This is a genomic window from Pseudomonas sp. TH34 (assembly GCF_016650865.1).
Taxonomy (GTDB): Bacteria; Pseudomonadota; Gammaproteobacteria; order Pseudomonadales; family Pseudomonadaceae; genus Aquipseudomonas; species Aquipseudomonas yamanorum.
This window is the reverse complement of the sequence record NZ_JAEKFB010000020.1, coordinates 379,875-400,323: the sequence shown is the minus strand read 5'-3', so window position 1 is coordinate 400,323 and position 20,449 is coordinate 379,875. Positions and strand designations below refer to the sequence as shown.

Sequence of the window (20,449 nt, the reverse complement as noted above, 5' to 3'; positions counted from 1 at the left end):
CAGTTAATCCTCAAGTTCGTTCAAGTTGCGGCCCGCCAGGGCGGCTTTCACCGACTGGTCCATACGACGGGCGGCAAAGGCATCCGTCACTTGCGACAGACGCTTGGTCTGCTGCTCGATGGCGTAACCATCGGTGCCTTTCATCAATTCAGCCAGCTCCTGCATCTGCAGGTCGATAACCATGCGCTCTTCGGCATCCAGCAGGCGCTCGCCGTCAGCCTCAAGGGCGCCCTGCACCGCTTCGAGCAGGCGCTGGGCGTCGACTTGCTGCTCTCGCAACACGCGGGCGACCTTGTCGTCACCGGCATACTGGAACGAATCCTTGAGCATCTTGGCGATTTCGCCGTCGGTCAGGCCGTAGGACGGCTTGACCTGGATGCTGGCTTCAACGCCGGAGGCCAGTTCGCGAGCGGCAACGCTGAGCAAGCCGTCGGCGTCGACCTGGAAGGTCACGCGAATCTTCGCCGCACCGGCCACCATCGCCGGAATTCCGCGCAATTCGAAGCGCGCCAGGGAACGGCAGTCGCTGATCAGTTCACGCTCACCTTGCAGCACATGAATCATCATGGCCGTCTGGCCATCTTTGTACGTCGTGAAGTCCTGGGCGCGGGCAACGGGGATGGTGGTGTTGCGTGGAATCACCTTCTCCATCAGGCCGCCCATGGTTTCCAGCCCCAGGGACAACGGAATCACGTCGAGCAGAAGCAGTTCGCCACCATCGCGCTTGTTACCGGCGAGGGTGTCGGCCTGGATCGCGGCACCAATGGCCACCACTTGATCCGGGTCGATTTCAGTCAGCGGCTGGCGACCGAAGGCTTCAGCTACCGCCTCACGAACACGTGGCACGCGGGTCGAACCGCCCACCATGACCACGGCAGCCACGTCTTCCAACTCGACACCGGAGTCACGTACGGCGCGGCGGCAGGCTTTCAGGCTGCGGGCGACCATCGGCTCGATCAAGGAATCGAACGCTTCGCGGGTCAGTTGAGCCGACCAGCTACCGTAGGAAACTTCCACCGACGCAGCATCAGTCAGCGCTTCTTTGGCGGCGCAGGCGGTTTGCAGCAGATTACGTTGCGCGCCCGGATCCAGGTCGGCAGACAAGCCGGCGCTGGTGATGATCCAGCCCGCGATGGCGTGATCGAAGTCATCGCCGCCCAGGGCCGTGTCGCCACCGGTAGCCAGCACTTCGAAGACACCGCCCGTCAGGCGCAGGATCGAAATATCAAAGGTACCGCCGCCCAAGTCGTAAATAGCTACCAGGCCTTCGGCGTGCTGGTCCAGGCCGTAAGCCACAGCGGCCGCAGTCGGCTCGTTGAGCAGGCGCAAGACATTCAGGCCGGCGAGCTTCGCCGCATCCTTGGTGGCCTGGCGCTGAGCGTCATCGAAATATGCAGGAACAGTAATCACCGCACCCACCAGTTCGCCACCCAAGGTGGTTTCTGCACGCTGGCGCAGCACCTTGAGGATATCGGCCGACACTTCCACCGGACTTTTCGGGCCCTGGATGGTGTCGATGAACGGCATATGGGATTCACCGCCAACGAAGCGGTAAGGCAGTTGGTCGCCCAGCTGCTTGACGTCGGACAGACCACGACCCATCAAGCGCTTGACCGACAGCACGGTGTTCAAAGGATCGGTAGACGCCGCGAGCTTGGCCGACTCGCCCACTTCGGTGCGGTCAGCGTGATAGCGCACGGCAGACGGCAGGATGACCTGACCATCCGCGTCAGGCAGCGGCTCGGAAAGACCGCTGCGCAATGCAGCGACCAGCGAATTGGTAGTGCCCAAGTCAATCCCGACCGCCAGACGACGCTGGTGCGGTTGAGGACTTTGACCGGGTTCGGCGATCTGCAGTAGGGCCATGGTAATCAGGACTTATCTGTATATCAGGCGTGCAACCTGGGCGGCACTGGGTTAATCGTCGAGGCGCTCTTCTAACTGGCGCACTTCGTAGGTGAGCTTGTCGAGGAACTGCATGCGCCGCATCAGGCGTTCGGCCTGCTCACGTTGCGCTGCGTCATCCCAACAGGCTGCGAAGCTTTCGTTGAGTTCATCCTGGGCCACTTTCAGACGGCGCTTGAAGACCGCGACTCCGGCCAGATCGGCCTCGTCCTGCAGTTCTTCGAGCTCCTCGCGCCATTGCATCTGCTGCATCAGGAAATCAGGGTCCTGGACCGTGACTTCAAGCGGCAGCTCGCGACCGCCCATGGCCAGCAGGTAGCGCGCGCGTTTGGGAGGGTTCTTGAGCGTCTGATAGGCTTCGTTGAGGCTGGCTGATTGCTCCAGCGCCAAGCGTTGCTCACGCTCGGAAGCGTCAGCAAAGCGGTCCGGATGCACCCCACGCGCCAGTTCACGGTAGCGCGTGGCAAGCTGTTCAAGGTCCAGTCGAAAACTCGGCTGCAGCTCGAATAAAGCGAAATGACAAGGAGTACCCACAATCAGCCTCAGATGTTGAAGCTTTCGCCGCAGCCACATTCACCGCGTACGTTGGGGTTGTTGAACTTGAAGCCTTCGTTCAACCCTTCCTTGACGAAATCGAGCTCGGTGCCGTCCAGGTAGGTCAGGCTTTTCGGGTCGATGATCACTTTTTCGCCGTGACTCTCGAACACCTGATCTTCCTCGACCACCTCGTCGACGAACTCCAGCACGTAGGCAAGGCCGGAACAGCCCGTGGTGCGAACACCCAGACGAATCCCCTCACCTTTGCCGCGCCCGTCAAGGGAGCGTCGCACGTGTTTAGCCGCCGCTTCTGTCATGCTGATAGCCATCGTGACTCCTTACTCGTCGCCAAATGCTTAGATCAAGCCTTTCTTCTGCTTGTAGTCGCGAACAGCCGCCTTGATGGCGTCTTCTGCGAGTACGGAGCAGTGGATTTTCACTGGCGGCAAGGCCAGTTCTTCGGCTAGTTGGGTGTTGCTGATAGTCACAGCCTCATCCAGGGTCTTGCCTTTCATCCATTCGGTCGCCAGGGAGCTGGAGGCGATGGCCGAACCGCAACCGTAAGTCTTGAACTTGGCGTCTTCGATAACGCCAGCTTCGTTGACCTTGATCTGCAGGCGCATAACGTCGCCGCACGCCGGAGCGCCGACCATGCCGGTGCCGACATCAGGGTCTTCCGCATTCATCTTGCCGACGTTGCGCGGGTTTTCGTAGTGGTCGATGACCTTTTCGCTGTAAGCCATGGTACTGAATCCTCACTCATCAGGGCCGCTCTGGAACCCTGTAAACACGCCTGCGTTTTCCGCCACGTCTTTACAGAGCCTTTTGGGTGGCGGCTTCTATAGTTAGTGTGCCGCCCACTCGATCTTGGAAATGTCGACACCGTCCTTGTACATGTCCCACAGCGGGGACAAGGTACGCAGCTTGGTGACGGCCTCGCAGACTTTCTGCGCGGCGTAGTCGACTTCTTCTTCGGTGGTGAAACGGCCGAACGTAAAGCGGATCGAGCTATGAGCCAGTTCGTCGTTGCGGCCCAGGGCGCGCAGGACGTAGGACGGCTCAAGAGAAGCCGAGGTGCAGGCCGAACCGGACGAAACCGCCAGGTCCTTGAGCGCCATGATCAGCGACTCGCCTTCGACGTAGTTGAAGCTCAAATTCAGGTTGTGCGGTACGCGGGCGGTCATGCTGCCGTTGATGTACAGCTCTTCAAGGTGCTCGACCTGCTTGTAGAAGCGATCGCTCAGGGCCTTGATGCGCACGTTTTCAGCAGCCATGTCTTCCTTGGCCACCCGGAACGCTTCGCCGATGCCGACGATCTGGTGGGTCGCCAGGGTGCCGGAACGCATGCCGCGTTCGTGACCGCCGCCGTGCATGGTGGCTTCGATACGTACGCGAGGCTTGCGGCTTACGTACAGCGCGCCAATGCCTTTAGGGCCGTAGGTCTTGTGGGCAGAGAACGACATCAGGTCGACTTTCAGTTTCGACAGGTCGATATCGACCTTGCCGGTGGACTGAGCAGCGTCGACGTGCAGCAACACGCCCTTGGAGCGGGTCAGCTCGCCGATGGCGGCGATGTCGTTGATGGTGCCGATTTCGTTGTTCACGTGGATCACGGAAACCAGGATGGTGTCTTCACGCATCGCCGCTTCGATCATCGCAGGGGTCACGATACCGTCGGTGGTTGGCTCGAGGTAGGTGATCTCGAAACCTTCACGCTCCAGTTGGCGCATGGTGTCGAGGACAGCCTTATGCTCAATCTTGGTGGTGATCAGGTGTTTGCCTTTGGTCGCGTAGAAATGCGCCGCACCCTTGATTGCCAGGTTATCGGACTCGGTGGCACCGGAGGTCCAAACGATTTCACGCGGGTCGGCATTCACCAGGTCAGCGACCTGGCGACGAGCGTTTTCCACTGCTTCTTCGGCTTTCCAGCCGAAAACGTGGGAACGGGACGCCGGGTTACCGAAGTTTCCGTCAACCAGCAGGCATTCGCTCATCTTTTGCGCGACACGCGGATCAACCGGGGTGGTCGCTGAGTAATCAAGGTAAATCGGCAATTTCATGGACTTTCTCCTAAATCAGGCTGGCTGGCGTGCCGTTAGCTCTTCGGCTGTCACTCGACGGCGGACGCTTCAATCTTGTCCAGACGCGGCGCCTTGGTGTTGCAACGGCGCTGGTCCTGACGCTGGGCTACTTCTTGCACCTCACGGCGAGTCACAAGATCAGCCAAGCTGATACCACTCAAAAACTCATGGATCTGCAGGCTCAGGTCACACCACAAGTGGTGCGTAAGGCAGGTGTCGCCTGCGTGGCAATCACCCAGGCCCTGGCATTTGGTGGCATCGACGGATTCATTCACCGCGTCGATCACCTGGGCAACCTGGATGCCCTGCATGTCGCGAGACAGTTGATAGCCGCCGCCTGGACCACGAACGCTGGAAACCAGATTGCTGCGGCGCAACTTGGCGAACAACTGCTCGAGGTAGGACAGGGAAATGCCTTGGCGCTCGGAGATATCGGCCAGGGACACCGGCCCATTTTGCGCGTGCAAGGCCAGGTCAAGCATGGCGGTCACCGCGTATCGGCCTTTTGTAGTCAGTCTCATGGACAAGTACCAAGGTGTTTCAGAATGGGAGCAAGTATGCGATTCCCGAGTATTTAAGTCAACTATAAGACCTAGTACTTTAGTCAGGAATACCCGTAAAAAGGGCGCGCGAATAATAGCAGGGTGGGGCGGGATGGACCAGCGGGAACAGGGCCAAGCCGGGAATGCTGGACCAATGGAGGTCAAAATGTGGGAGCAGGCTTGCTCGCGAATGCGGTGGATCAGTCAATATATTCGGCGACTGACACGCAGCTTTCGCGAGCAAGCCCGCTCCCACATGGGTTTTGCAGTGATTGCGAGACTTCAGCCCGCCTTGGTGGCGGCACCTTCGTCCTTGATCTCGGCAAAGTCTTCGGTGCGCAGTTCAGGCAAGTCCTTGGCGCAGTAGTTGCTGCCAAGGTCTTTCAGGGCACCGCACATACCGTCCAGCTTGCCATCCACCGCTTGCAGGTGGTCGAGCAATTGGCCAATCGCTCGCGCCACCGGATCGGGCATGTCTTCGCTGACACCATAGGCATCGAAGCCAATTTTCTCGGCCATGGCCTTGCGCTTGGCTTCCTGCTCATCACCGACTTCCGGCTTGACGATAATCCGCCCCGGAATGCCGACAACCGTTGCACCAGACGGTACGGCCTTGGTCACCACGGCGTTGGAACCGACCTTGGCGCCTGCACCGACGGTAAACGGGCCGAGGACTTTGGCGCCCGCCCCTACTACAACGCCATCTTCCAGCGTCGGGTGACGCTTGCCTTTGTTCCAGGTGGTGCCGCCCAGGGTCACGCCCTGATACAGGGTTACGTCATCACCAATCTCGGCAGTTTCACCAATAACGATGCCCATGCCGTGGTCGATAAAGAAGCGGCGACCAACCTTGGCGCCCGGATGAATCTCGATCCCGGTCAACCAGCGACCAAAGTTGGAGACCAGCCGCGCCAGCCATTTCCACCCCATATTCCACAAGGCACCAGACAGGCGGTGGATCCAGATCGCGTGCATGCCCGGGTAGCAGGTCAGCACTTCAAAGGCGTTGCGCGCCGCCGGGTCACGGTGGAAAACACTCTGGATATCTTCTCGCAAACGCTCGAACATTTTTAATCCTTCCGCTTAAGAAGCTCGCCACGGGCCGCTTTCTGGGTTTCCGTGAGGATGCCACGCAATATATTCATTTCCGCCCGGCTGACCGAGCTGCGTCCGTACAACCGACGCAGGCGCGCCATCAAGTGCCGTGGCTTTTCCGGATCGAGGAATTCGATGGCCACCAGGGTTTGCTCCAGGTGCTCATAGAACCGCTCCAGCTCGTCCATGGTGGCCAACTCGCCACTCTTGGTCGATGCAACCTCGTCCTTCTCTACCTTGCTTGGCTGGCCTTCAGCGGCCAGCCAGGCCATGCGCACTTCATAACTCAACACCTGCACCGCTGCCCCAAGGTTCAGCGAACTGAACTCAGGGTCCGATGGAATGTGCACGTGATAATGACATCGCTGCAGCTCTTCATTGGTCAGGCCGGAGTCTTCACGGCCAAATACCAAGGCGATTTCAGCGCCGCCGGCGGCTTCTTCCACGACTTTGGTCCCGCATTCGCGAGGATCCAGCAGCGGCCAGGGGATGCGACGGTCGCGAGCGCTGGTGCCAAGCACCAGGTTACAGCCGACCAGGGCGTCTTCCAGCGTGGCGACGACCTGGGCTTTTTCGAGGATGTCATTGGCACCGGACGCGCGAGCATCGGCCTCGTGGTGCGGGAACACACGCGGCTCCACCAGCACCAGGCGCGTCAGCCCCATGTTCTTCATGGCTCGCGCCACGCCGCCGATATTGCCGGGATGACTGGTATTGACGAGGACGACACGGATGTTTTGCAGCAAGGGAGGCGCTCTCGGACACGGGAAAGGGGAGCAAATCTTACAGAACAGCCTAAGGTTATGCCATGAAAGGTAACGTCGTCCTTCACCTGAAGAAAGTTTCTGCTAGAATGCTCGGCTTTCTTTAACAACCTTAGGTGACACATCCATGCAGCCCATGCTGAATATCGCGCTGCGCGCCGCCCGCAGCGCCAGTGAATTGATCTTCCGCTCCATCGAGCGCCTGGATACCATCAAGGTCGACGAAAAAGACGCCAAGGATTACGTATCCGAGGTGGATCGCGCCGCCGAGCAGAAAATCATCGACGCGCTGCGCAAGGCCTACCCTACCCACGGCATCCTCGGTGAAGAAACCGGTTTGCACAAAGGTAGCGGCGAAGGCGAAGACTACCTGTGGATCATCGACCCACTGGATGGCACCACCAACTTCCTGCGCGGCATCCCGCACTTTGCCGTGAGCATTGCCTGCAAATACCGTGGCCGCCTGGAGCACGCCGTTGTTCTGGACCCGGTTCGCCAGGAAGAATTCACCGCCAGCCGTGGCCGTGGCGCCCAGTTGAACGGTCGTCGCCTGCGTGTCAGCGGTCGCACCAGCCTGGACGGCGCCCTGCTGGGTACCGGCTTCCCGTTCCGTGATGACCAGATGGACAACCTGGAAAACTACTTGGGCATGTTCCGCGCCCTGGTTGGCCAGACCGCCGGCATCCGTCGCGCCGGTGCAGCCAGCCTGGACCTGGCTTATGTCGCTGCCGGTCGTTTTGATGCGTTCTGGGAGTCGGGCCTGTCCGAGTGGGACATGGCTGCAGGTGCTCTGCTGATTCAAGAAGCGGGCGGTTTGGTGAGCGACTTCACCGGCGGTCACGACTTCCTGGAGAAGGGCCACGTGGTTGCCGGCAACACCAAATGCTTCAAGGCAGTACTGACGGCGATCCAGCCGCACCTGCCGGCTTCGCTGAAGCGCTAAGCGAGCGAGCACAAAAAAGCACCCCTCGGGGTGCTTTTTTTATATCTGGAATTACTGCTGCGGCTGGTTCTGACCGATAACCAGGCGCCCTTCCTTGTCGACCGGGATCTGATTGCCTGGATCACGATCCATGCGCACAGAGCCTTCCTTGCCGTCCAGGGTGTAACGCACGTCGTACCCGACAACCTTGTCGCTGATGTCGTTAACAGTGTTACAACGGGTTTGCGTAGTGGTGTAGGTATCGCGGTTCTGCATGCCTTCCTGAACCTTGTTACCGGCATAACCGCCACCAACCGCACCGGCCACCGTGGCCAGCTTCTTGCCATTGCCGCCGCCGACCTGATTACCCAACAGGCCGCCCGCCAGCGCACCAACCACCGTACCGACGATCTGGTGCTGATCCTGCACAGGCTTCTGCCGGGTTACGGCAACGTCCTTGCAGACTTCACGCGGGGTTTTAATCTGGGTTTTCACCGGCTGCACCGCCAGCACTTGCGCATACTCAGGGCCGCTTTTTACCAGGCTGTAGGTGGCAACAGCACCCCCGGCAGTCACACCGACAGCACCCAATACCGCACCAACCAGTAACGACTTGTTCACGTGAACCTCCTGACCATCACAAACGGACCGAACGATCCGCGCTATACCCAGCCTTGGAGCAAAAAAAAAGGCGCGAGTTCAATACTCGCGCCTTATTTGTAACAGCAGATCAACAAACACCCATCAAGGGCGGTCGTCGACCTCCTTGCCGGTGCTGGCAGGAGGGATCAGGTCTTCGCTGTTGAGGTTCAGCCAGATCAGTACCACGTTGGCGATGTAGATCGACGAGTAGGTACCCGCCAGTACGCCGATGAACAGCGACAGCGAGAAGCCCCACAGGTTATCGCCACCGAACACCATCAGTGCGGCAATTGCCAGCAAGGTGGAGATCGAGGTTGCCATGGTGCGCAACAGGGTCTGGGTGGTGGAGATGTTGATGTTCTCGATCAACGTCGCCTTGCGCAGCACCCGGAAGTTCTCACGAACCCGGTCGAATACCACGATGGTGTCGTTGAGGGAGTAACCAATGATCGCCAGCACCGCCGCCAATACAGTCAGGTCGAAGGTGATCTGGAAGTAGGCCAGGATGCCCACGGTCACGATCACGTCGTGGATCAGCGACACAATGGCGCCGACACCGAACTTCCACTGAAAGCGGAAAGCCAGGTAGATCATGATGCCGACCAGCGCCATCAGCATGCCGAGGCCGCCCTGGTCGCGCAGCTCTTCACCCACTTGCGGGCCCACGAATTCGACGCGCTTGACCGAGGCCGGGTTGTCGCCGCCGACCTTCTGCAAGGCCTCAGCTACCTGGTGACCCAGTTGCGGGTCTTCCCCCGGCATACGCACCAGCAGGTCAGTGGTTGCACCAAAGCTCTGGACGATGGCTTCGTGATAGCCGGCCTTGACCAGCTCGTTGCGCACCAGGCTAACGTCGGCCGGCTTCTCGTAGGTCAGCTCGATGAGCGTACCGCCGGTGAAGTCCAGACCGTAGTTCAGGCCCTTATGGAACCAGCTGAACAATGCCAGAACGGTAAGGAGCATGGTGAAGCCGAACGCAACGTTGCGAACGCCCATGAAGTTGATTGTACGTAACATGGCAGCCCCTTAAATCCACAACTTCTTGAAGTCACGTCCGCCAAAGATCAGGTTGACCATTGCGCGGGTCACCATGATGGCCGTGAACATCGAGGTAAAGATACCGAGGGACATGGTCACCGCAAAACCTTTGACCGGGCCGGTGCCCATGGCAAAGAGAATCCCGCCGACCAACAGAGTGGTCAGGTTGGAGTCGAGAATCGCGGTAAATGCCCGGCCGAAGCCTTCGTTGATTGCCCGTTGTACGGTCATGCCCGCAGCAATCTCTTCACGAATCCGCGAGAAGATCAGTACGTTGGCGTCTACCGCCATACCCATGGTGAGTACGATACCGGCGATACCTGGCAGGGTCAGCGTTGCACCCAGCAGCGACATCAGGGCCAGCAGCATCACCATGTTACCCGCCAGTGCGACGGTAGCGATGACGCCGAAGAAGCGGTAGATGGCGATGATGAACAGGGAGACGAACAGCATGCCCCACAGTGCAGCGTCGATACCCTTGGTAATGTTGTCAGCACCCAGACTCGGGCCGATGGTACGTTCTTCAGCGAAGTACATCGGGGCCGCCAGGCCACCGGCACGCAGCAGCAGCGCCAGTTCGGACGACTCACCCTGGCCGTTCAGGCCAGTGATGCGGAATTGAGCACCCAGCGGCGACTGGATGGTCGCCAGGCTGATGATCTTCTTCTCTTCTTTAAAGGTCTGTACCGGTACGTCTTTCTCTACGCCGTCGACCACTTGCTTGGTGTAGGTGGTGACAGGACGCTGCTCGATGAAGATCACCGCCATGCTGCGACCGACGTTGCTGCGGGTTGCGCGGCTCATCAGTTCGCCACCGTGGCCATCCAGGCGGATGTTCACTTCAGGCGTGCCGTGTTCGCCGAAACCGGCCTTGGCGTCGGTAACCTGGTCACCGGTGATGATCAAGCCACGCTCGATCAGTGCAGGTGGACGATTGCCTTCACGGAACTCGAACTCTTCAGCAGTCGCGCGGGTAGCACCCGGCTCAGCGGCCAGGCGGAATTCCAAGTTGGCTGTCTTTCCCAGGATACGCTTGGCTTCAGCAGTGTCCTGCACGCCCGGCAGTTCAACCACGATGCGGTTGGCACCCTGGCGCTGAACGATCGGCTCGGCCACACCCAGCTCGTTGACGCGGTTACGTACCGTGGTCAAGTTCTGCTTGATGGAGTATTCACGGATTTCCGCCAGCTTGGCCGGGGTCATCGCCAGACGCAGTACCGCCTGACCATTGAGGTCGGCCGGAACAATGTCGAAATCGTTGAAGTTCTTGCGAATCAGTGCACGGGCCTGTTCGCGGGTTGCTTCGTCAGCAAAGCCCAGCTGGATGGCGCCGTTGAGCTGCGGCAGGCTGCGATAACGCAGGCGCTCTTTACGCAGCAGGCTCTTCACATCGCCTTCATAGACTTTCAGGCGAGCGTCGAGGGCCTTGTCCATGTCCACTTCCAGCAGGAAGTGCACACCACCGGACAAGTCCAGACCCAGCTTCATCGGGTGCGCGCCAATCGCGCGCAGCCATTTTGGTGTGGTCTGTGCCAGGTTCAGTGCGACGACGTAGTCATCACCCATGATCTTGCGCACAACGTCTTTGGCCGGCAATTGGTCTTCTTGCTTGGTCAGGCGCAACAAACCGCCCTTGCCGTCAGCTGCCAAGGTTGCCGCTTTAACCTGGATGCCCGCGTCGGTGAGCGCTTTGCTCGTGCGGTCCAGATCAGCCTGATTGACCTGCAACGCAGTGCTGGCACCCGTGATCTGGATCGCCGGGTCATCAGGATAGAGATTGGGAGCGGAATAAATAAAACCGATCGCCAGCACCGCCAGGATCAGTACGTATTTCCACAGAGGGTATTTGTTCAGCATCACGCCGCCCGCTTATAACGCGGGGCGCCTTGCGCGCCCCGTCGATTGGTAAAGGTTGTTACTTAGATCGCTTTGAGCGTGCCTTTTGGCAGCGTGGCGGCGATGGCGCCCTTCTGGAACTTCATTTCTACGGTGTCGGAGACTTCCAGAACCACGAAAGCGTCGGACACTTTAGTGATCTTGCCGGCGATGCCGCCAGTGGTCACGACTTCGTCGCCTTTCTGCAAGCTGCCCAGCAGGTTCTTCTGCTCTTTGGCGCGCTTGGCCTGTGGACGCCAGATCATCAGGTAGAAGATGACCAGGAAGCCGACCAGGAAAATCCACTCAAAACCACCGCCCATAGGACCGGCAGCGGCCGGTGCAGCGGCATCAGCCATGGCATTAGAGATAAAAAAGCTCATTTAGCACTCCAGTTGCAAATAGTGAATCTTAGGGTCGGAAAACTCAGTCCAAGGGCGGCACAGGCAGCCCGCGCTTGGCATAGAAGGCATCGACGAAGGCGGCCAATGTACCCTGTTGAATAGCCTCGCGCAAACCAGCCATCAGGACTTGGTAGTGACGCAAATTGTGGATGGTATTCAACATGCTACCCAGCATTTCCCCACACTTGTCCAGATGGTGCAGATAAGCGCGCGAGAAGTTCTGGCAGGTGTAGCAGTCACAGGTAGGATCCAGCGGCGATTCATCATGGCGATGGAACGCGTTACGGATCTTCAGCACGCCTGTATCGATGAACAGATGCCCATTGCGGGCATTACGGGTTGGCATCACGCAATCGAACATGTCCACACCGCGGCGCACACCCTCTACGAGATCCTCCGGTTTGCCAACGCCCATAAGGTAACGAGGTTTGTCAGCCGGCATCAGGCCCGGCAGGTAATCCAGCACCTTGATCATCTCGTGCTTGGGCTCGCCCACCGACAGGCCGCCAATGGCCAGGCCGTCGAAGCCGATCTTATCCAGGCCTTCGAGCGAGCGCTTGCGCAAGCTTTCATGCATGCCGCCCTGCACGATACCGAACAGGGCAGCGGTGTTATCGCCATGGGCATTTTTCGAGCGCTGAGCCCAACGCAGCGACAGTTCCATGGAAATCCGCGCGACGTCTTCATCGGCCGGGTACGGCGTGCACTCGTCGAAAATCATCACGATGTCGGAGCCCAGGTCACGTTGCACCTGCATCGACTCTTCCGGGCCCATGAACACTTTGGCGCCGTCCACCGGGGAGGCGAAGGTCACGCCCTCCTCCTTGATCTTGCGCATGGCGCCCAAGCTGAACACCTGGAACCCACCCGAGTCAGTGAGGATCGGGCCCTGCCACTTCATGAAGTCATGCAGGTCGCCATGCTTCTTGATCACTTCGGTGCCCGGGCGCAGCCACAGGTGGAAGGTGTTGCCGAGGATGATCTCGGCGCCGGTGGCGACGATGTCCCGTGGCAGCATGCCCTTTACCGTGCCGTAGGTACCGACCGGCATAAAGGCCGGGGTCTCGACGGTACCGCGAGGGAAAGTCAAACGGCCGCGGCGAGCTTTACCATCCGTGGCCAGCAATTCAAACGACATACGACTCATGATTGTTCCTCTGGGCCGCGCGGCGCCGGATTACGGGTGATAAACATCGCATCACCGTAGCTGAAAAAACGGTATCCGTTATCGATGGCGGCTTGATAAGCGGCCATGGTCTCGGGATAACCGGCAAATGCCGACACCAGCATCAACAGCGTGGATTCCGGCAAATGGAAATTGGTCACCAGGGCATCGACCACATGAAACGGCCGGCCCGGGTAGATAAAGATGTCTGTGTCGCCACTGAACGGCTTGAGCACGCCATCGCGCGCCGCGCTTTCCAGCGAGCGCACGCTGGTCGTACCGACCGCCACCACCCGCCCGCCGCGCGCCTTGCACGCGCCAACCGCATCCACGACGTCCTGGCTGACTTCCAGCCACTCGCTGTGCATATGGTGGTCTTCGATGTTATCCACACGCACCGGCTGAAACGTGCCGGCCCCCACGTGCAGGGTCACATAGGCAGTTTCAACGCCTTTGGCAGCGATCGCATCCAGCAGCGGCTGGTCGAAATGCAGCCCCGCAGTCGGTGCAGCCACGGCGCCCAGGCACTGGGAGTACACCGTCTGATAACGCTCGCGGTCCGAGTCTTCGTCGGGGCGGTCTATATAAGGAGGCAGCGGCATGTGGCCGACACGCTCCAACAGCGGCAACACTTCCTCGGCAAAACCCAGCTCGAACAACGCATCGTGACGGGCCAGCATTTCTGCTTCGCCACCGCCATCGATAAGGATCTTCGAACCCGGTTTCGGCGACTTGCTGGAGCGCACATGGGCCAGCACGCGATGGCTGTCCAGCACCCGCTCCACCAGAATTTCCAGCTTGCCACCGGACGCTTTCTGGCCAAACAGCCGTGCCGGAATCACCCGGGTATTGTTGAAAACCATCAAGTCGCCCGGGCGTAAATGCTCAAGCAAATCAGTGAATTGACGGTGTGCGAGGGCACCGCTGACCCCGTCCAGGGTCAGCAGTCGACTGGCGCGACGCTCGGCCAAAGGGTGGCGAGCGATCAGCGAATCAGGGAGCTCAAAAGTAAAGTCAGCAACGCGCATGATGGGGTTCGTCTAGCAGGGCCGGGAAGTCTAGCGGAAATAGTGAAAATTGACCATGAAACGTGATTGACCAACGGTAATCTCATCTCTATACTTCGCCGCCATTGAGCCCTGATGGCGGAATTGGTAGACGCGGCGGATTCAAAATCCGTTTTCGAAAGGAGTGGGAGTTCGAGTCTCCCTCGGGGCACCATCTTAAAAAAAGACCTTGAAATTCAAGGTCTTTTTTTTCGCCTGCAGGAAAGTGATGATGGGCGGGCGAACGCGAGAGAAGAGGAACCTTGACCATGGAACTGACGCTGGAAGCTGTTGCGCTTTTTGCGCTCAAGCTGGTGCATGAGACCGAAGGCGCGAGCCCGATTCTGCGGGATGACCTGGTCATGGACGGCTATGAGCGGGAAGTGTTTGGCTTGCTGGTTCGCAAGGGCGACCTCAACGCCATCCTGCAAAAGATCGACGAGTGCCTGGCGCTGGCCCTCGAATCCCTGGGCGGTGCAAACACCGTGATGGGCCGCGAGCTGCAACGGCTCGCGGTGGATGTGCGCCAAGCGACGACACTCGAAGAACTCAATGCCCCGCTCAACGCACTCAAGGATTATCTGAAAGCCATCCTGTAACGCCTGAGTTACCGCCGCCCTTCTACCGCCATGCGCACAGCCAGACCCATCAGCACCGAGCCCATCAACCAACGCTGCACGGTTTGCCAGACGGGTTTACGGATGAAAAATCCTGCGATCGAGCCTGCCATAACGGCGATCAGCGCGTTGACGCTCACGCTGATCATGATCTGTGTAAAGCCCAGTACCAGAGATTGCGATAGCACACTGGCATGCCCGTTAGGGTCGATAAACTGAGGCAGCAACGACAAATACATCACCGCCACTTTGGGATTCAGCAGGTTGGTGACAAAGCCCATCATGAACAGCTTGCGAGGGCTGTCCTTGGGCAAGTCCCGCACCTGGAACGGCGATCGGCCACCCGGCTTGACCGCCTGCCAGGCCAGGTACACCAGATACAACGCCCCGCCGAGTCGCAGCGCGTCGTAGGCATAGGGAACGGCCATCACCAGCGCCGTGATCCCCAATGCCGCGCAGAACATATAGACGACAAACCCCAACGCAACGCCGCCCAGGGAAATCAGCCCGGCCATTCGGCCCTGGCAGATCGACCGCGATATGAGGTAAATCATGTTCGGGCCAGGCGTCAGCACCATGCCGAGAGAGATCAGGCCGTAGGCAAGCAGGCTGGAGAGTTCGGGCATGGTGTGGCTCCTTGATGACGTAAAACTTTGTAGTGATCGGCGAATTGTTGGGCGTCATGGTAGGGCGATAAAAAGGAGCCCGTTAGATACAGATCCGCGAGCAAAACGTCATACACCGGCGCGTGCGTTTACCGCACCGCTTACCCAAGGAAAGGCACATGATCGACTTCAACAACAAAGGCTTCTTCAAACTCAAACAAAACGACGAATACGCCGAACGCGTTTCGTCCCTGCTGCTGGATGATGAGCAGGTGATCGACTCCTACAAGGCCATGCGCGATGGGGTGGTGTTCACCACCAAGCGCATCATCGCGGTGAACGTGCAAGGGATTACCGGCAGCAAGAAGGACTTCACGTCCCTCCCGTACAAAAACATCGTCGCATATTCGGTGGAAACGTCCGGTACGTTTGATCTGGATTCGGAGCTGGAGATTTACTTTTCAGCGGTAGGGAAAGTGAAGTTTGAGTTTACGGGGAAGACGTCGATTGTTGAGATATCGAGGGTGATTTCCAGGCATGTGCTTTGACCCGTTACGAAACCTCCGTTTTTAAGGATTTCCCACTATGGGTCCGAAAACCGCAGAGCTAATTGATGTTCTTGAGGAACTTGCCATCCTGCTGGAAAGCGACGGGGACAACCACTGGAGCCGATGGATGCGTAAGGCCAAAACCTTGTTGCAGGCATCCGATTACTCCGGAATCACCTATCTACGCTCCGCATACGGTGGGATGGGCTCGTTCAATGACCTCATTCTTGGCCAAAGCAGCGTAGACGGCGTCTTTTCCTGGAAGCCAGGATACAAAGAGTTGAACGACCGGTTGGAGGAGTTACGTAATAAAGCCTCGCAGTTGGGCGCGGAGATACAGCGCGATCAGGGAGAGTAAGCGCGCTTGGCTCAATGTAGCGATTGATAAAGTGACTTTTCCCACGCATACCATCGAACAACGAGAATTTCAGGTTCTTCTCCGCTCTCATAGGCTCGCTTCCTTGCACAAGGAAGTGAGTCGTCATGACAGAGCGCGCGTATCCAATTACCGAAGAAGAGCAGCTGAAACGGCGAATTCTGACGCCGCAGCCTAAGCAGATTCCGTATTCACCGTTCATTGATTTGTATGAGGCGCCTCCCGCGCCCACGCCTGAACCCACGAAGATTCCAGGCCATGTGTTCGCCAAGTCGTGCCATCTGCCCGACGGGATCATCAGCTACAACAACCCCACCGGTTATGTGCCGCTTGAGCTGATCAAGGACTACGGCCACTTCACGCTGTTAGGCGGACGGGAGGTGGATAGCCACGGCGGTGTATCCCTCCGAAAAATCAGCGGTAGCGCCCTGCCCATGGGGCTTGGCCAGCTTGTACTGCGCACAGCGGCATTGGAGTCAGCGGCTGCGGCGGTCGGTACCGCCGCTGGGGGTTTGCTTGCAGGGCTGGTGGCGCTGGCATGGCCGTCGGAGCTTGGCGACAGTGCGCTTTATAGCGAAGAGCAGCTTCGTCACCTGCAAAAAGCTCGCTCGCGGATGCGTTTGCACATCGAGCAACAAGCCGACGGGACGCTCAAGGGGTATGGGTTTTATACCGGCAAAAATGCCGATTGGCAGATGATCGATGTGGTGCAGTTTCAGAGTCGTGACAGTCAGTTCGTGGCGGATCTCGGCGAGGGTGTAGAGCTGATTTGGACGCCAGCCATTGATCCTGGTGACACCCTTGGTATTCCGGCATTGGAGGCTGCACCGCAAGCACCAATGATGTGGATTTATCCGCCGACTGAGGCGGCCAAGCAGATTTTGGTGAATCCGATTTATCCGCCGGAGTATCGGGATTTTATTCTGGTGTTCCCGGTGGAGTCGGAGATTCGGCCACTCTATGTGGTAGTCAGCGTTAAGGCGGGCGATCACAAATACCATTCCGCTCCCGGCACAGACGAAATCACCGGTTTCCTAAACCTGAGCAAAGCAAAACCCAAGACCCCAAAGCAAGGTGGGGCGGGGCTTAGAGAGCGCTGGATTGATGACAAAGGACGGATAATTTACGAGTGGGACTCGCAGCACGGCGAACTAGAGGCGTATAGAGCAAGCGATGGGAGTCACTTGGGGGCGTTCAACCACATAACTGGTGAACGGCTGAAAAAGCCTAAGAAAAAACGAAATATCAAAAAATTTTTGTGAGGGCATATGGGACTGAAATTAAGACTGGAATGGTTCGATAAGTCGACAGAGCTTGGTTTAGGAATAGAGCGCTCCGCAGACTTGGGCGAGGACTATACCGTTGTCGACTCGCTCGGACTGTCCGTTGAAGACGACATTAACAACGGAATGTTCCAGCTGCGTGAAGAATGGCTATTAACTATACAGCCGCTCTTCAGCCACAAAATTATTTCGTCGGAAAGTGACTACTTTCTCGCACTCGATTATAGAAAGTCCTGCTGATCAAAAATAAGCCCGGGCCTCACAAACAGAAGCAAACCAAGAGTATTCATACCCTATGCGTCGTCTTGCACTTTCAGACAAAAAACTCCGCAACATCCCCAGGCGCCTGCGCGCAATCAGGCGATGGGCAGACAGTTTCGAAGGCTGGTTTTTAGAAGACTTCCCGATGAGTCGAGGATTTGAAAACTTCAAAATCCCCGTCATTGAAACCCTGGTAGAAGGCAAGCAAACCACCCCGGCGATCCAGGCACACTGCGCCCAACAATTGATCAACGCCGCCGCTCACCTGATTCAGGCCCGACCCGATGACACCCCCGAATGCTGGGTCGTAGCAGCCATTCTGGTGCCTGACATGTTCTCAAGCGAAGTCTGCGTCTACATCGACAAAAACCGGTACCTCGGCGCCACCCTGCCCTTCGACTACGACTACTTTTGCCAAACCCGGATAACGGGCAGAAGCCTTGCGAATGAATGGGGCTTGATCCTCCCACCTGGGCTCCACGAGGTGGGTTTTCACTTCATCCACGAAGATGCGGAAGGAGAACAGTTCGAGTCAGAGCATTGGTATTTCGGCGAGGTCAGTTCATCGGATGAAGATCCGGGCGGCGATCGCTGGAAATACAAGACTTTCAAAGCATTCCAGGCAGAGCATCCGCATTTATTCAGCACGACAAAATAGTCTTGCCGTAACAGCTGTGCTTCTAAGGATGCCCTGTTTCAAACCGCTCCCTCGGTAAAACTCAACCGCGCACACACCCCACCCACCTCCCGGTTATACAACTCCAACCGCCCCCCAATCTTCCCCACGATCATCTGCACAATCGCCAACCCCAACCCCGCCCCATTCGCATTCCCGCGACTATAAAACCGCTCAAACAACCGCTCAATCTCCCCTTCATCAATCCCCGGCCCTGCATCCTCCACACACAACTGCACCACTCCCGAATCCGAACCCCGTACCACCACCCGCACTTCACTCCCCGCCGGCGAGAAATTCAGTGCATTGGTCACCAGATTCTGCAGCGCAATCGCCAACGCCACCGGGTCCGTTTCAATCCAACATTCCTCATCCCCTTCCAGCACCAGTTCAACGCCCTTCTCCATCGCCAGGGGCGTCAGCTCCGCAAGTTCTTCGCGTACCAATTCCGTCAGAGGCACACGAACGCGAACGGTGTTGTTCAGCTGTGGCTCGATCCGCGCCATGGTCAGCAGTTGGCTGCCAATGCGCGTCGCCCGGTCCACGCCATTGACCAGAAAGTCCAACGCCTCTCGCCGCTCCTCCGCGGCACCCGCGCTCTGGGCGTTCTGCGCATGAATGCGCAATATCGCCAACGGCGTGCGCAACTCATGGGCCGCATCCGCAATAAACCGTCGCTCGCGCTCCAGCAACTCATCCACCTGCACCAGCAGGCGGTTCAGCGCGGTTTGCATCGGTTCCAGGTCTGCCGGCAACGGTTCAAGTTGCAGCGGTCGCAATGTCTCGCTATCCCGACCGCGAATTGCCTGGGCCATGGCGCGCAGGGGTTTGAGGCCCCAGCCGATGGTCAGCCAGATCAACACCGCCAGCAGCGGCACGCCAATCAGGATCGGCCAGAGGGTGTGGCGAATGATGCGCTGGATCACATCCTGGCGAATGTCGTCGCGCTCACCCACCCAGATCAACAGACCTTGTTGCATGTCGGCGAGCATGAACGCGCACCAGTCGTTGCCGTTTTCCATCAGGTCGTGCGGCCCGAGGGTGGTGGGCGGTGCGTTGAGGATCGGGGCGTCGGTGGAGCGCACCAGCAGTTGGCCGTCGGTGCGCCATACCTGGAAGGTCAGGCGGGTTTCATAAGGGTGCGCCGCGCCGTCTTCGCCGACGCGGCTCATGGCTTGATCGAAGGCCTGGTAGAGGCGTTCCCAGTCGGCATCGCCGGGGTCGCGCTGGCGCAGTACGCCTTGCAGCAAGCGGGCACTCTGGGCGAGTTGGGCGTCGTAGACTTCTTCGATTTCGTGGTGGCTGTCCCGCAGGACGAGCCAGCTGATCAGGCCATCGCCCAGCAGGATCAGCACCAGCACCGGGATGAGGATGCGCGCGCGGACCGAGTTCATGGCTTGAGTTCCACCACGTAGCCAACGCCGCGCACGGTGCGGATCAGCTCGGTGGAGAGTTTTTTGCGCAGGTTGTGGATAAGGACTTCGAGGGTGTTGCTTTCGACGCGGTCCTGCCAGCCGTACAGCGCGCGGGACAGGCGTTCGCGGGTGACGACTTTGCCGGGGCGCACCATCAGTTGATGCAGCAGTTGGTATTCCATTGGCGTGACCACAACGTCCTCGCCTTGATAGCTGACCTGTTGGGTCGCCGGGTCCAGGCTGACGCCCGCATGCTCCAGCAACGGCTGCGCCCGGCCCAGGCTGCGGCGCAACAGGGCGCGCACGCGGGCCTTGAACTCTTCGACATCGAAGGGTTTGACCAGGTAGTCGTCAGCGCCGGCATCCAGGCCGGCAATGCGTTCGGCGGTGCCGTCGCGGGCGGTGAGGATCAGCACCGGCAGGTCGTATTGCTCGGCGCGCAGGGTTTGCAGGAGGGTCAGGCCGTCGAGGCGTGGCAGGCCAAGGTCGAGCAGCAGCAAGTCGAAGCTTTCGGTGCGCAGCGCGTGCAAGGCGCTGACGCCATCCTGCAGCCAGTCCAGGGTGTAGCCTTCGGCGCCCAGGGCTACACGGATCCCTTGGCCAAGGGCGCGATCATCTTCGACAAGGAGCAGGCGCATAGCTGATTCTCTGT

24 protein-coding genes and 1 tRNA gene are annotated in these 20,449 nt (G+C 58.8%); 8 read left to right on the top strand and 17 right to left on the bottom strand.

From position 1 onward, the window contains the following. Nucleotides 1-3: 3 nt before the first annotated feature. From hscA to trmJ, 8 genes are all read right to left on the bottom strand, one after another. Nucleotides 4-1,866, bottom strand: a complete 1,863-nt coding sequence (gene hscA, locus JFU58_RS15305; protein WP_063032994.1) for a Fe-S protein assembly chaperone HscA — start codon at nt 1,864-1,866, stop codon at nt 4-6. Nucleotides 1,867-1,917: 51 nt separating this feature from the next. Next, a complete protein-coding gene (gene hscB, locus JFU58_RS15300) occupies nt 1,918-2,439 on the bottom strand; it encodes a co-chaperone HscB (RefSeq protein ID WP_008438289.1) in 522 nt (173 codons plus the stop codon). Nucleotides 2,440-2,447: 8 nt separating this feature from the next. Next, a complete protein-coding gene (gene iscA / locus JFU58_RS15295; RefSeq protein ID WP_017478657.1) occupies nt 2,448-2,771 on the bottom strand; it encodes an iron-sulfur cluster assembly protein IscA in 324 nt (107 codons plus the stop codon). A gap of 27 nt (nt 2,772-2,798) precedes the next feature. Next, nucleotides 2,799-3,185, bottom strand: coding sequence for a Fe-S cluster assembly scaffold IscU (gene iscU, locus JFU58_RS15290; protein ID WP_003209682.1), 387 nt, complete (start codon nt 3,183-3,185; stop codon nt 2,799-2,801). A gap of 102 nt (nt 3,186-3,287) precedes the next feature. Next, nucleotides 3,288-4,502: an IscS subfamily cysteine desulfurase gene (locus JFU58_RS15285; RefSeq protein ID WP_088423701.1), complete on the bottom strand. Its 1,215-nt coding sequence runs from the start codon at nt 4,500-4,502 to the stop codon at nt 3,288-3,290. Nucleotides 4,503-4,552: 50 nt separating this feature from the next. Then, complete coding sequence (iscR, locus tag JFU58_RS15280) at nt 4,553-5,044, bottom strand: Fe-S cluster assembly transcriptional regulator IscR (protein ID WP_003210305.1); 492 nt, start codon at nt 5,042-5,044, stop codon at nt 4,553-4,555. 303 nt (nt 5,045-5,347) lie between these two features. Beyond that, a complete protein-coding gene (cysE, locus tag JFU58_RS15275; RefSeq protein ID WP_201141081.1) occupies nt 5,348-6,133 on the bottom strand; it encodes a serine O-acetyltransferase in 786 nt (261 codons plus the stop codon). Between the two features lie 2 nt (nt 6,134-6,135). Continuing rightward, nucleotides 6,136-6,906, bottom strand: coding sequence for a tRNA (cytosine(32)/uridine(32)-2'-O)-methyltransferase TrmJ (trmJ, locus tag JFU58_RS15270; protein ID WP_003210307.1), 771 nt, complete (start codon nt 6,904-6,906; stop codon nt 6,136-6,138). Between the two features lie 145 nt (nt 6,907-7,051). Here trmJ and suhB point away from each other — a divergent pair, with 145 nt between their 5' ends. Then, nucleotides 7,052-7,867 carry a type III secretion system regulator SuhB gene (gene suhB, locus JFU58_RS15265; protein ID WP_003175971.1) on the top strand — a complete coding sequence of 272 codons (816 nt, stop codon included), beginning with the start codon at nt 7,052-7,054 and terminating at the stop codon, nt 7,865-7,867. A 51-nt stretch (nt 7,868-7,918) separates the two neighbouring features. On the opposite strand, the gene JFU58_RS15260 is transcribed toward suhB, so the two are convergent. From JFU58_RS15260 to queA, 6 genes are all read right to left on the bottom strand, one after another. Next, nucleotides 7,919-8,467: a glycine zipper 2TM domain-containing protein gene (locus JFU58_RS15260; protein WP_003210309.1), complete on the bottom strand. Its 549-nt coding sequence runs from the start codon at nt 8,465-8,467 to the stop codon at nt 7,919-7,921. A gap of 123 nt (nt 8,468-8,590) precedes the next feature. Then, nucleotides 8,591-9,505, bottom strand: coding sequence for a protein translocase subunit SecF (gene secF, locus JFU58_RS15255; protein ID WP_003210311.1), 915 nt, complete (start codon nt 9,503-9,505; stop codon nt 8,591-8,593). A gap of 9 nt (nt 9,506-9,514) precedes the next feature. Then, complete coding sequence (secD, locus tag JFU58_RS15250; RefSeq protein WP_093201382.1) at nt 9,515-11,383, bottom strand: protein translocase subunit SecD; 1,869 nt, start codon at nt 11,381-11,383, stop codon at nt 9,515-9,517. Between the two features lie 62 nt (nt 11,384-11,445). Next, nucleotides 11,446-11,784, bottom strand: a complete 339-nt coding sequence (gene yajC, locus JFU58_RS15245) for a preprotein translocase subunit YajC (protein WP_003175975.1) — start codon at nt 11,782-11,784, stop codon at nt 11,446-11,448. Between the two features lie 43 nt (nt 11,785-11,827). Next, complete coding sequence (gene tgt, locus JFU58_RS15240; RefSeq protein ID WP_003210314.1) at nt 11,828-12,943, bottom strand: tRNA guanosine(34) transglycosylase Tgt; 1,116 nt, start codon at nt 12,941-12,943, stop codon at nt 11,828-11,830. A gap of 5 nt (nt 12,944-12,948) precedes the next feature. After that, nucleotides 12,949-13,998, bottom strand: coding sequence for a tRNA preQ1(34) S-adenosylmethionine ribosyltransferase-isomerase QueA (gene queA / locus JFU58_RS15235; RefSeq protein ID WP_201141080.1), 1,050 nt, complete (start codon nt 13,996-13,998; stop codon nt 12,949-12,951). A 108-nt stretch (nt 13,999-14,106) separates the two neighbouring features. On the opposite strand from queA, the gene JFU58_RS15230 reads away from it, so the two are divergent. Further along, nucleotides 14,107-14,191, top strand: a tRNA-Leu gene (locus tag JFU58_RS15230). A 94-nt stretch (nt 14,192-14,285) separates the two neighbouring features. Continuing rightward, a complete protein-coding gene (locus JFU58_RS15225) occupies nt 14,286-14,615 on the top strand; it encodes a hypothetical protein (protein ID WP_201141079.1) in 330 nt (109 codons plus the stop codon). 8 nt (nt 14,616-14,623) lie between these two features. Here the strand turns inward: JFU58_RS15225 and JFU58_RS15220 are convergent, their stop codons facing one another. Beyond that, nucleotides 14,624-15,259: a LysE family translocator gene (locus JFU58_RS15220; protein ID WP_017476127.1), complete on the bottom strand. Its 636-nt coding sequence runs from the start codon at nt 15,257-15,259 to the stop codon at nt 14,624-14,626. A 158-nt stretch (nt 15,260-15,417) separates the two neighbouring features. Here JFU58_RS15220 and JFU58_RS15215 point away from each other — a divergent pair, with 158 nt between their 5' ends. From JFU58_RS15215 to JFU58_RS15195, 5 genes are all read left to right on the top strand, one after another. Continuing rightward, nucleotides 15,418-15,786 (top strand): PH domain-containing protein, encoded by a 369-nt coding sequence (locus tag JFU58_RS15215; protein WP_093201401.1) that lies wholly within the window; start codon nt 15,418-15,420, stop codon nt 15,784-15,786. Between the two features lie 37 nt (nt 15,787-15,823). Then, nucleotides 15,824-16,144 (top strand): DUF6966 domain-containing protein, encoded by a 321-nt coding sequence (locus tag JFU58_RS15210; protein ID WP_063033002.1) that lies wholly within the window; start codon nt 15,824-15,826, stop codon nt 16,142-16,144. Between the two features lie 125 nt (nt 16,145-16,269). Further along, entirely contained in the window at nt 16,270-17,424 is a 1,155-nt protein-coding gene (locus tag JFU58_RS15205) for a colicin E3/pyocin S6 family cytotoxin (RefSeq protein ID WP_201141077.1), read from the top strand. A 6-nt stretch (nt 17,425-17,430) separates the two neighbouring features. Beyond that, nucleotides 17,431-17,685 carry a colicin E3-like toxin immunity protein gene (locus JFU58_RS15200; protein ID WP_063033004.1) on the top strand — a complete coding sequence of 85 codons (255 nt, stop codon included), beginning with the start codon at nt 17,431-17,433 and terminating at the stop codon, nt 17,683-17,685. Nucleotides 17,686-17,740: 55 nt separating this feature from the next. Next, complete coding sequence (locus tag JFU58_RS15195) at nt 17,741-18,364, top strand: DUF3916 domain-containing protein (RefSeq protein WP_063033005.1); 624 nt, start codon at nt 17,741-17,743, stop codon at nt 18,362-18,364. A 38-nt stretch (nt 18,365-18,402) separates the two neighbouring features. On the opposite strand, the gene JFU58_RS15190 is transcribed toward JFU58_RS15195, so the two are convergent. Both JFU58_RS15190 and JFU58_RS15185 read right to left on the bottom strand, forming a co-directional pair. Then, nucleotides 18,403-19,776 carry an ATP-binding protein gene (locus JFU58_RS15190; RefSeq protein ID WP_201141076.1) on the bottom strand — a complete coding sequence of 458 codons (1,374 nt, stop codon included), beginning with the start codon at nt 19,774-19,776 and terminating at the stop codon, nt 18,403-18,405. Next, nucleotides 19,773-20,435: a response regulator gene (locus JFU58_RS15185; protein ID WP_201141075.1), complete on the bottom strand. Its 663-nt coding sequence runs from the start codon at nt 20,433-20,435 to the stop codon at nt 19,773-19,775. Before JFU58_RS15185 ends, JFU58_RS15190 begins: the two co-directional genes overlap by 4 nt. Between the last annotated feature and the right edge of the window lie 14 nt (nt 20,436-20,449).

Excerpts from the sequence above, each read along its gene's own strand:
- hscA (WP_063032994.1), bottom strand. The coding sequence starts at position 1,866 with ATGGCCCTACTGCAGATCGCCGAACCCGGTCAAAGTCCTCAACCGCAC.
- iscA (WP_017478657.1), bottom strand. The coding sequence starts at position 2,771 with ATGGCTATCAGCATGACAGAAGCGGCGGCTAAACACGTGCGACGCTCC.
- iscU (WP_003209682.1), bottom strand. The coding sequence starts at position 3,185 with ATGGCTTACAGCGAAAAGGTCATCGACCACTACGAAAACCCGCGCAAC.
- JFU58_RS15285 (WP_088423701.1), bottom strand. The coding sequence starts at position 4,502 with ATGAAATTGCCGATTTACCTTGATTACTCAGCGACCACCCCGGTTGAT.
- iscR (WP_003210305.1), bottom strand. The coding sequence starts at position 5,044 with ATGAGACTGACTACAAAAGGCCGATACGCGGTGACCGCCATGCTTGAC.
- cysE (WP_201141081.1), bottom strand. The coding sequence starts at position 6,133 with ATGTTCGAGCGTTTGCGAGAAGATATCCAGAGTGTTTTCCACCGTGAC.
- suhB (WP_003175971.1), top strand. The coding sequence starts at position 7,052 with ATGCAGCCCATGCTGAATATCGCGCTGCGCGCCGCCCGCAGCGCCAGT.
- secF (WP_003210311.1), bottom strand. The coding sequence starts at position 9,505 with ATGTTACGTACAATCAACTTCATGGGCGTTCGCAACGTTGCGTTCGGC.
- secD (WP_093201382.1), bottom strand. The coding sequence starts at position 11,383 with ATGCTGAACAAATACCCTCTGTGGAAATACGTACTGATCCTGGCGGTG.
- yajC (WP_003175975.1), bottom strand. The coding sequence starts at position 11,784 with ATGAGCTTTTTTATCTCTAATGCCATGGCTGATGCCGCTGCACCGGCC.
- tgt (WP_003210314.1), bottom strand. The coding sequence starts at position 12,943 with ATGTCGTTTGAATTGCTGGCCACGGATGGTAAAGCTCGCCGCGGCCGT.
- queA (WP_201141080.1), bottom strand. The coding sequence starts at position 13,998 with ATGCGCGTTGCTGACTTTACTTTTGAGCTCCCTGATTCGCTGATCGCT.
- JFU58_RS15225 (WP_201141079.1), top strand. The coding sequence starts at position 14,286 with ATGGAACTGACGCTGGAAGCTGTTGCGCTTTTTGCGCTCAAGCTGGTG.
- JFU58_RS15220 (WP_017476127.1), bottom strand. The coding sequence starts at position 15,259 with ATGCCCGAACTCTCCAGCCTGCTTGCCTACGGCCTGATCTCTCTCGGC.
- JFU58_RS15215 (WP_093201401.1), top strand. The coding sequence starts at position 15,418 with ATGATCGACTTCAACAACAAAGGCTTCTTCAAACTCAAACAAAACGAC.
- JFU58_RS15210 (WP_063033002.1), top strand. The coding sequence starts at position 15,824 with ATGGGTCCGAAAACCGCAGAGCTAATTGATGTTCTTGAGGAACTTGCC.
- JFU58_RS15205 (WP_201141077.1), top strand. The coding sequence starts at position 16,270 with ATGACAGAGCGCGCGTATCCAATTACCGAAGAAGAGCAGCTGAAACGG.
- JFU58_RS15200 (WP_063033004.1), top strand. The coding sequence starts at position 17,431 with ATGGGACTGAAATTAAGACTGGAATGGTTCGATAAGTCGACAGAGCTT.
- JFU58_RS15195 (WP_063033005.1), top strand. The coding sequence starts at position 17,741 with ATGCGTCGTCTTGCACTTTCAGACAAAAAACTCCGCAACATCCCCAGG.
- JFU58_RS15190 (WP_201141076.1), bottom strand. The coding sequence starts at position 19,776 with ATGAACTCGGTCCGCGCGCGCATCCTCATCCCGGTGCTGGTGCTGATC.
- JFU58_RS15185 (WP_201141075.1), bottom strand. The coding sequence starts at position 20,435 with ATGCGCCTGCTCCTTGTCGAAGATGATCGCGCCCTTGGCCAAGGGATC.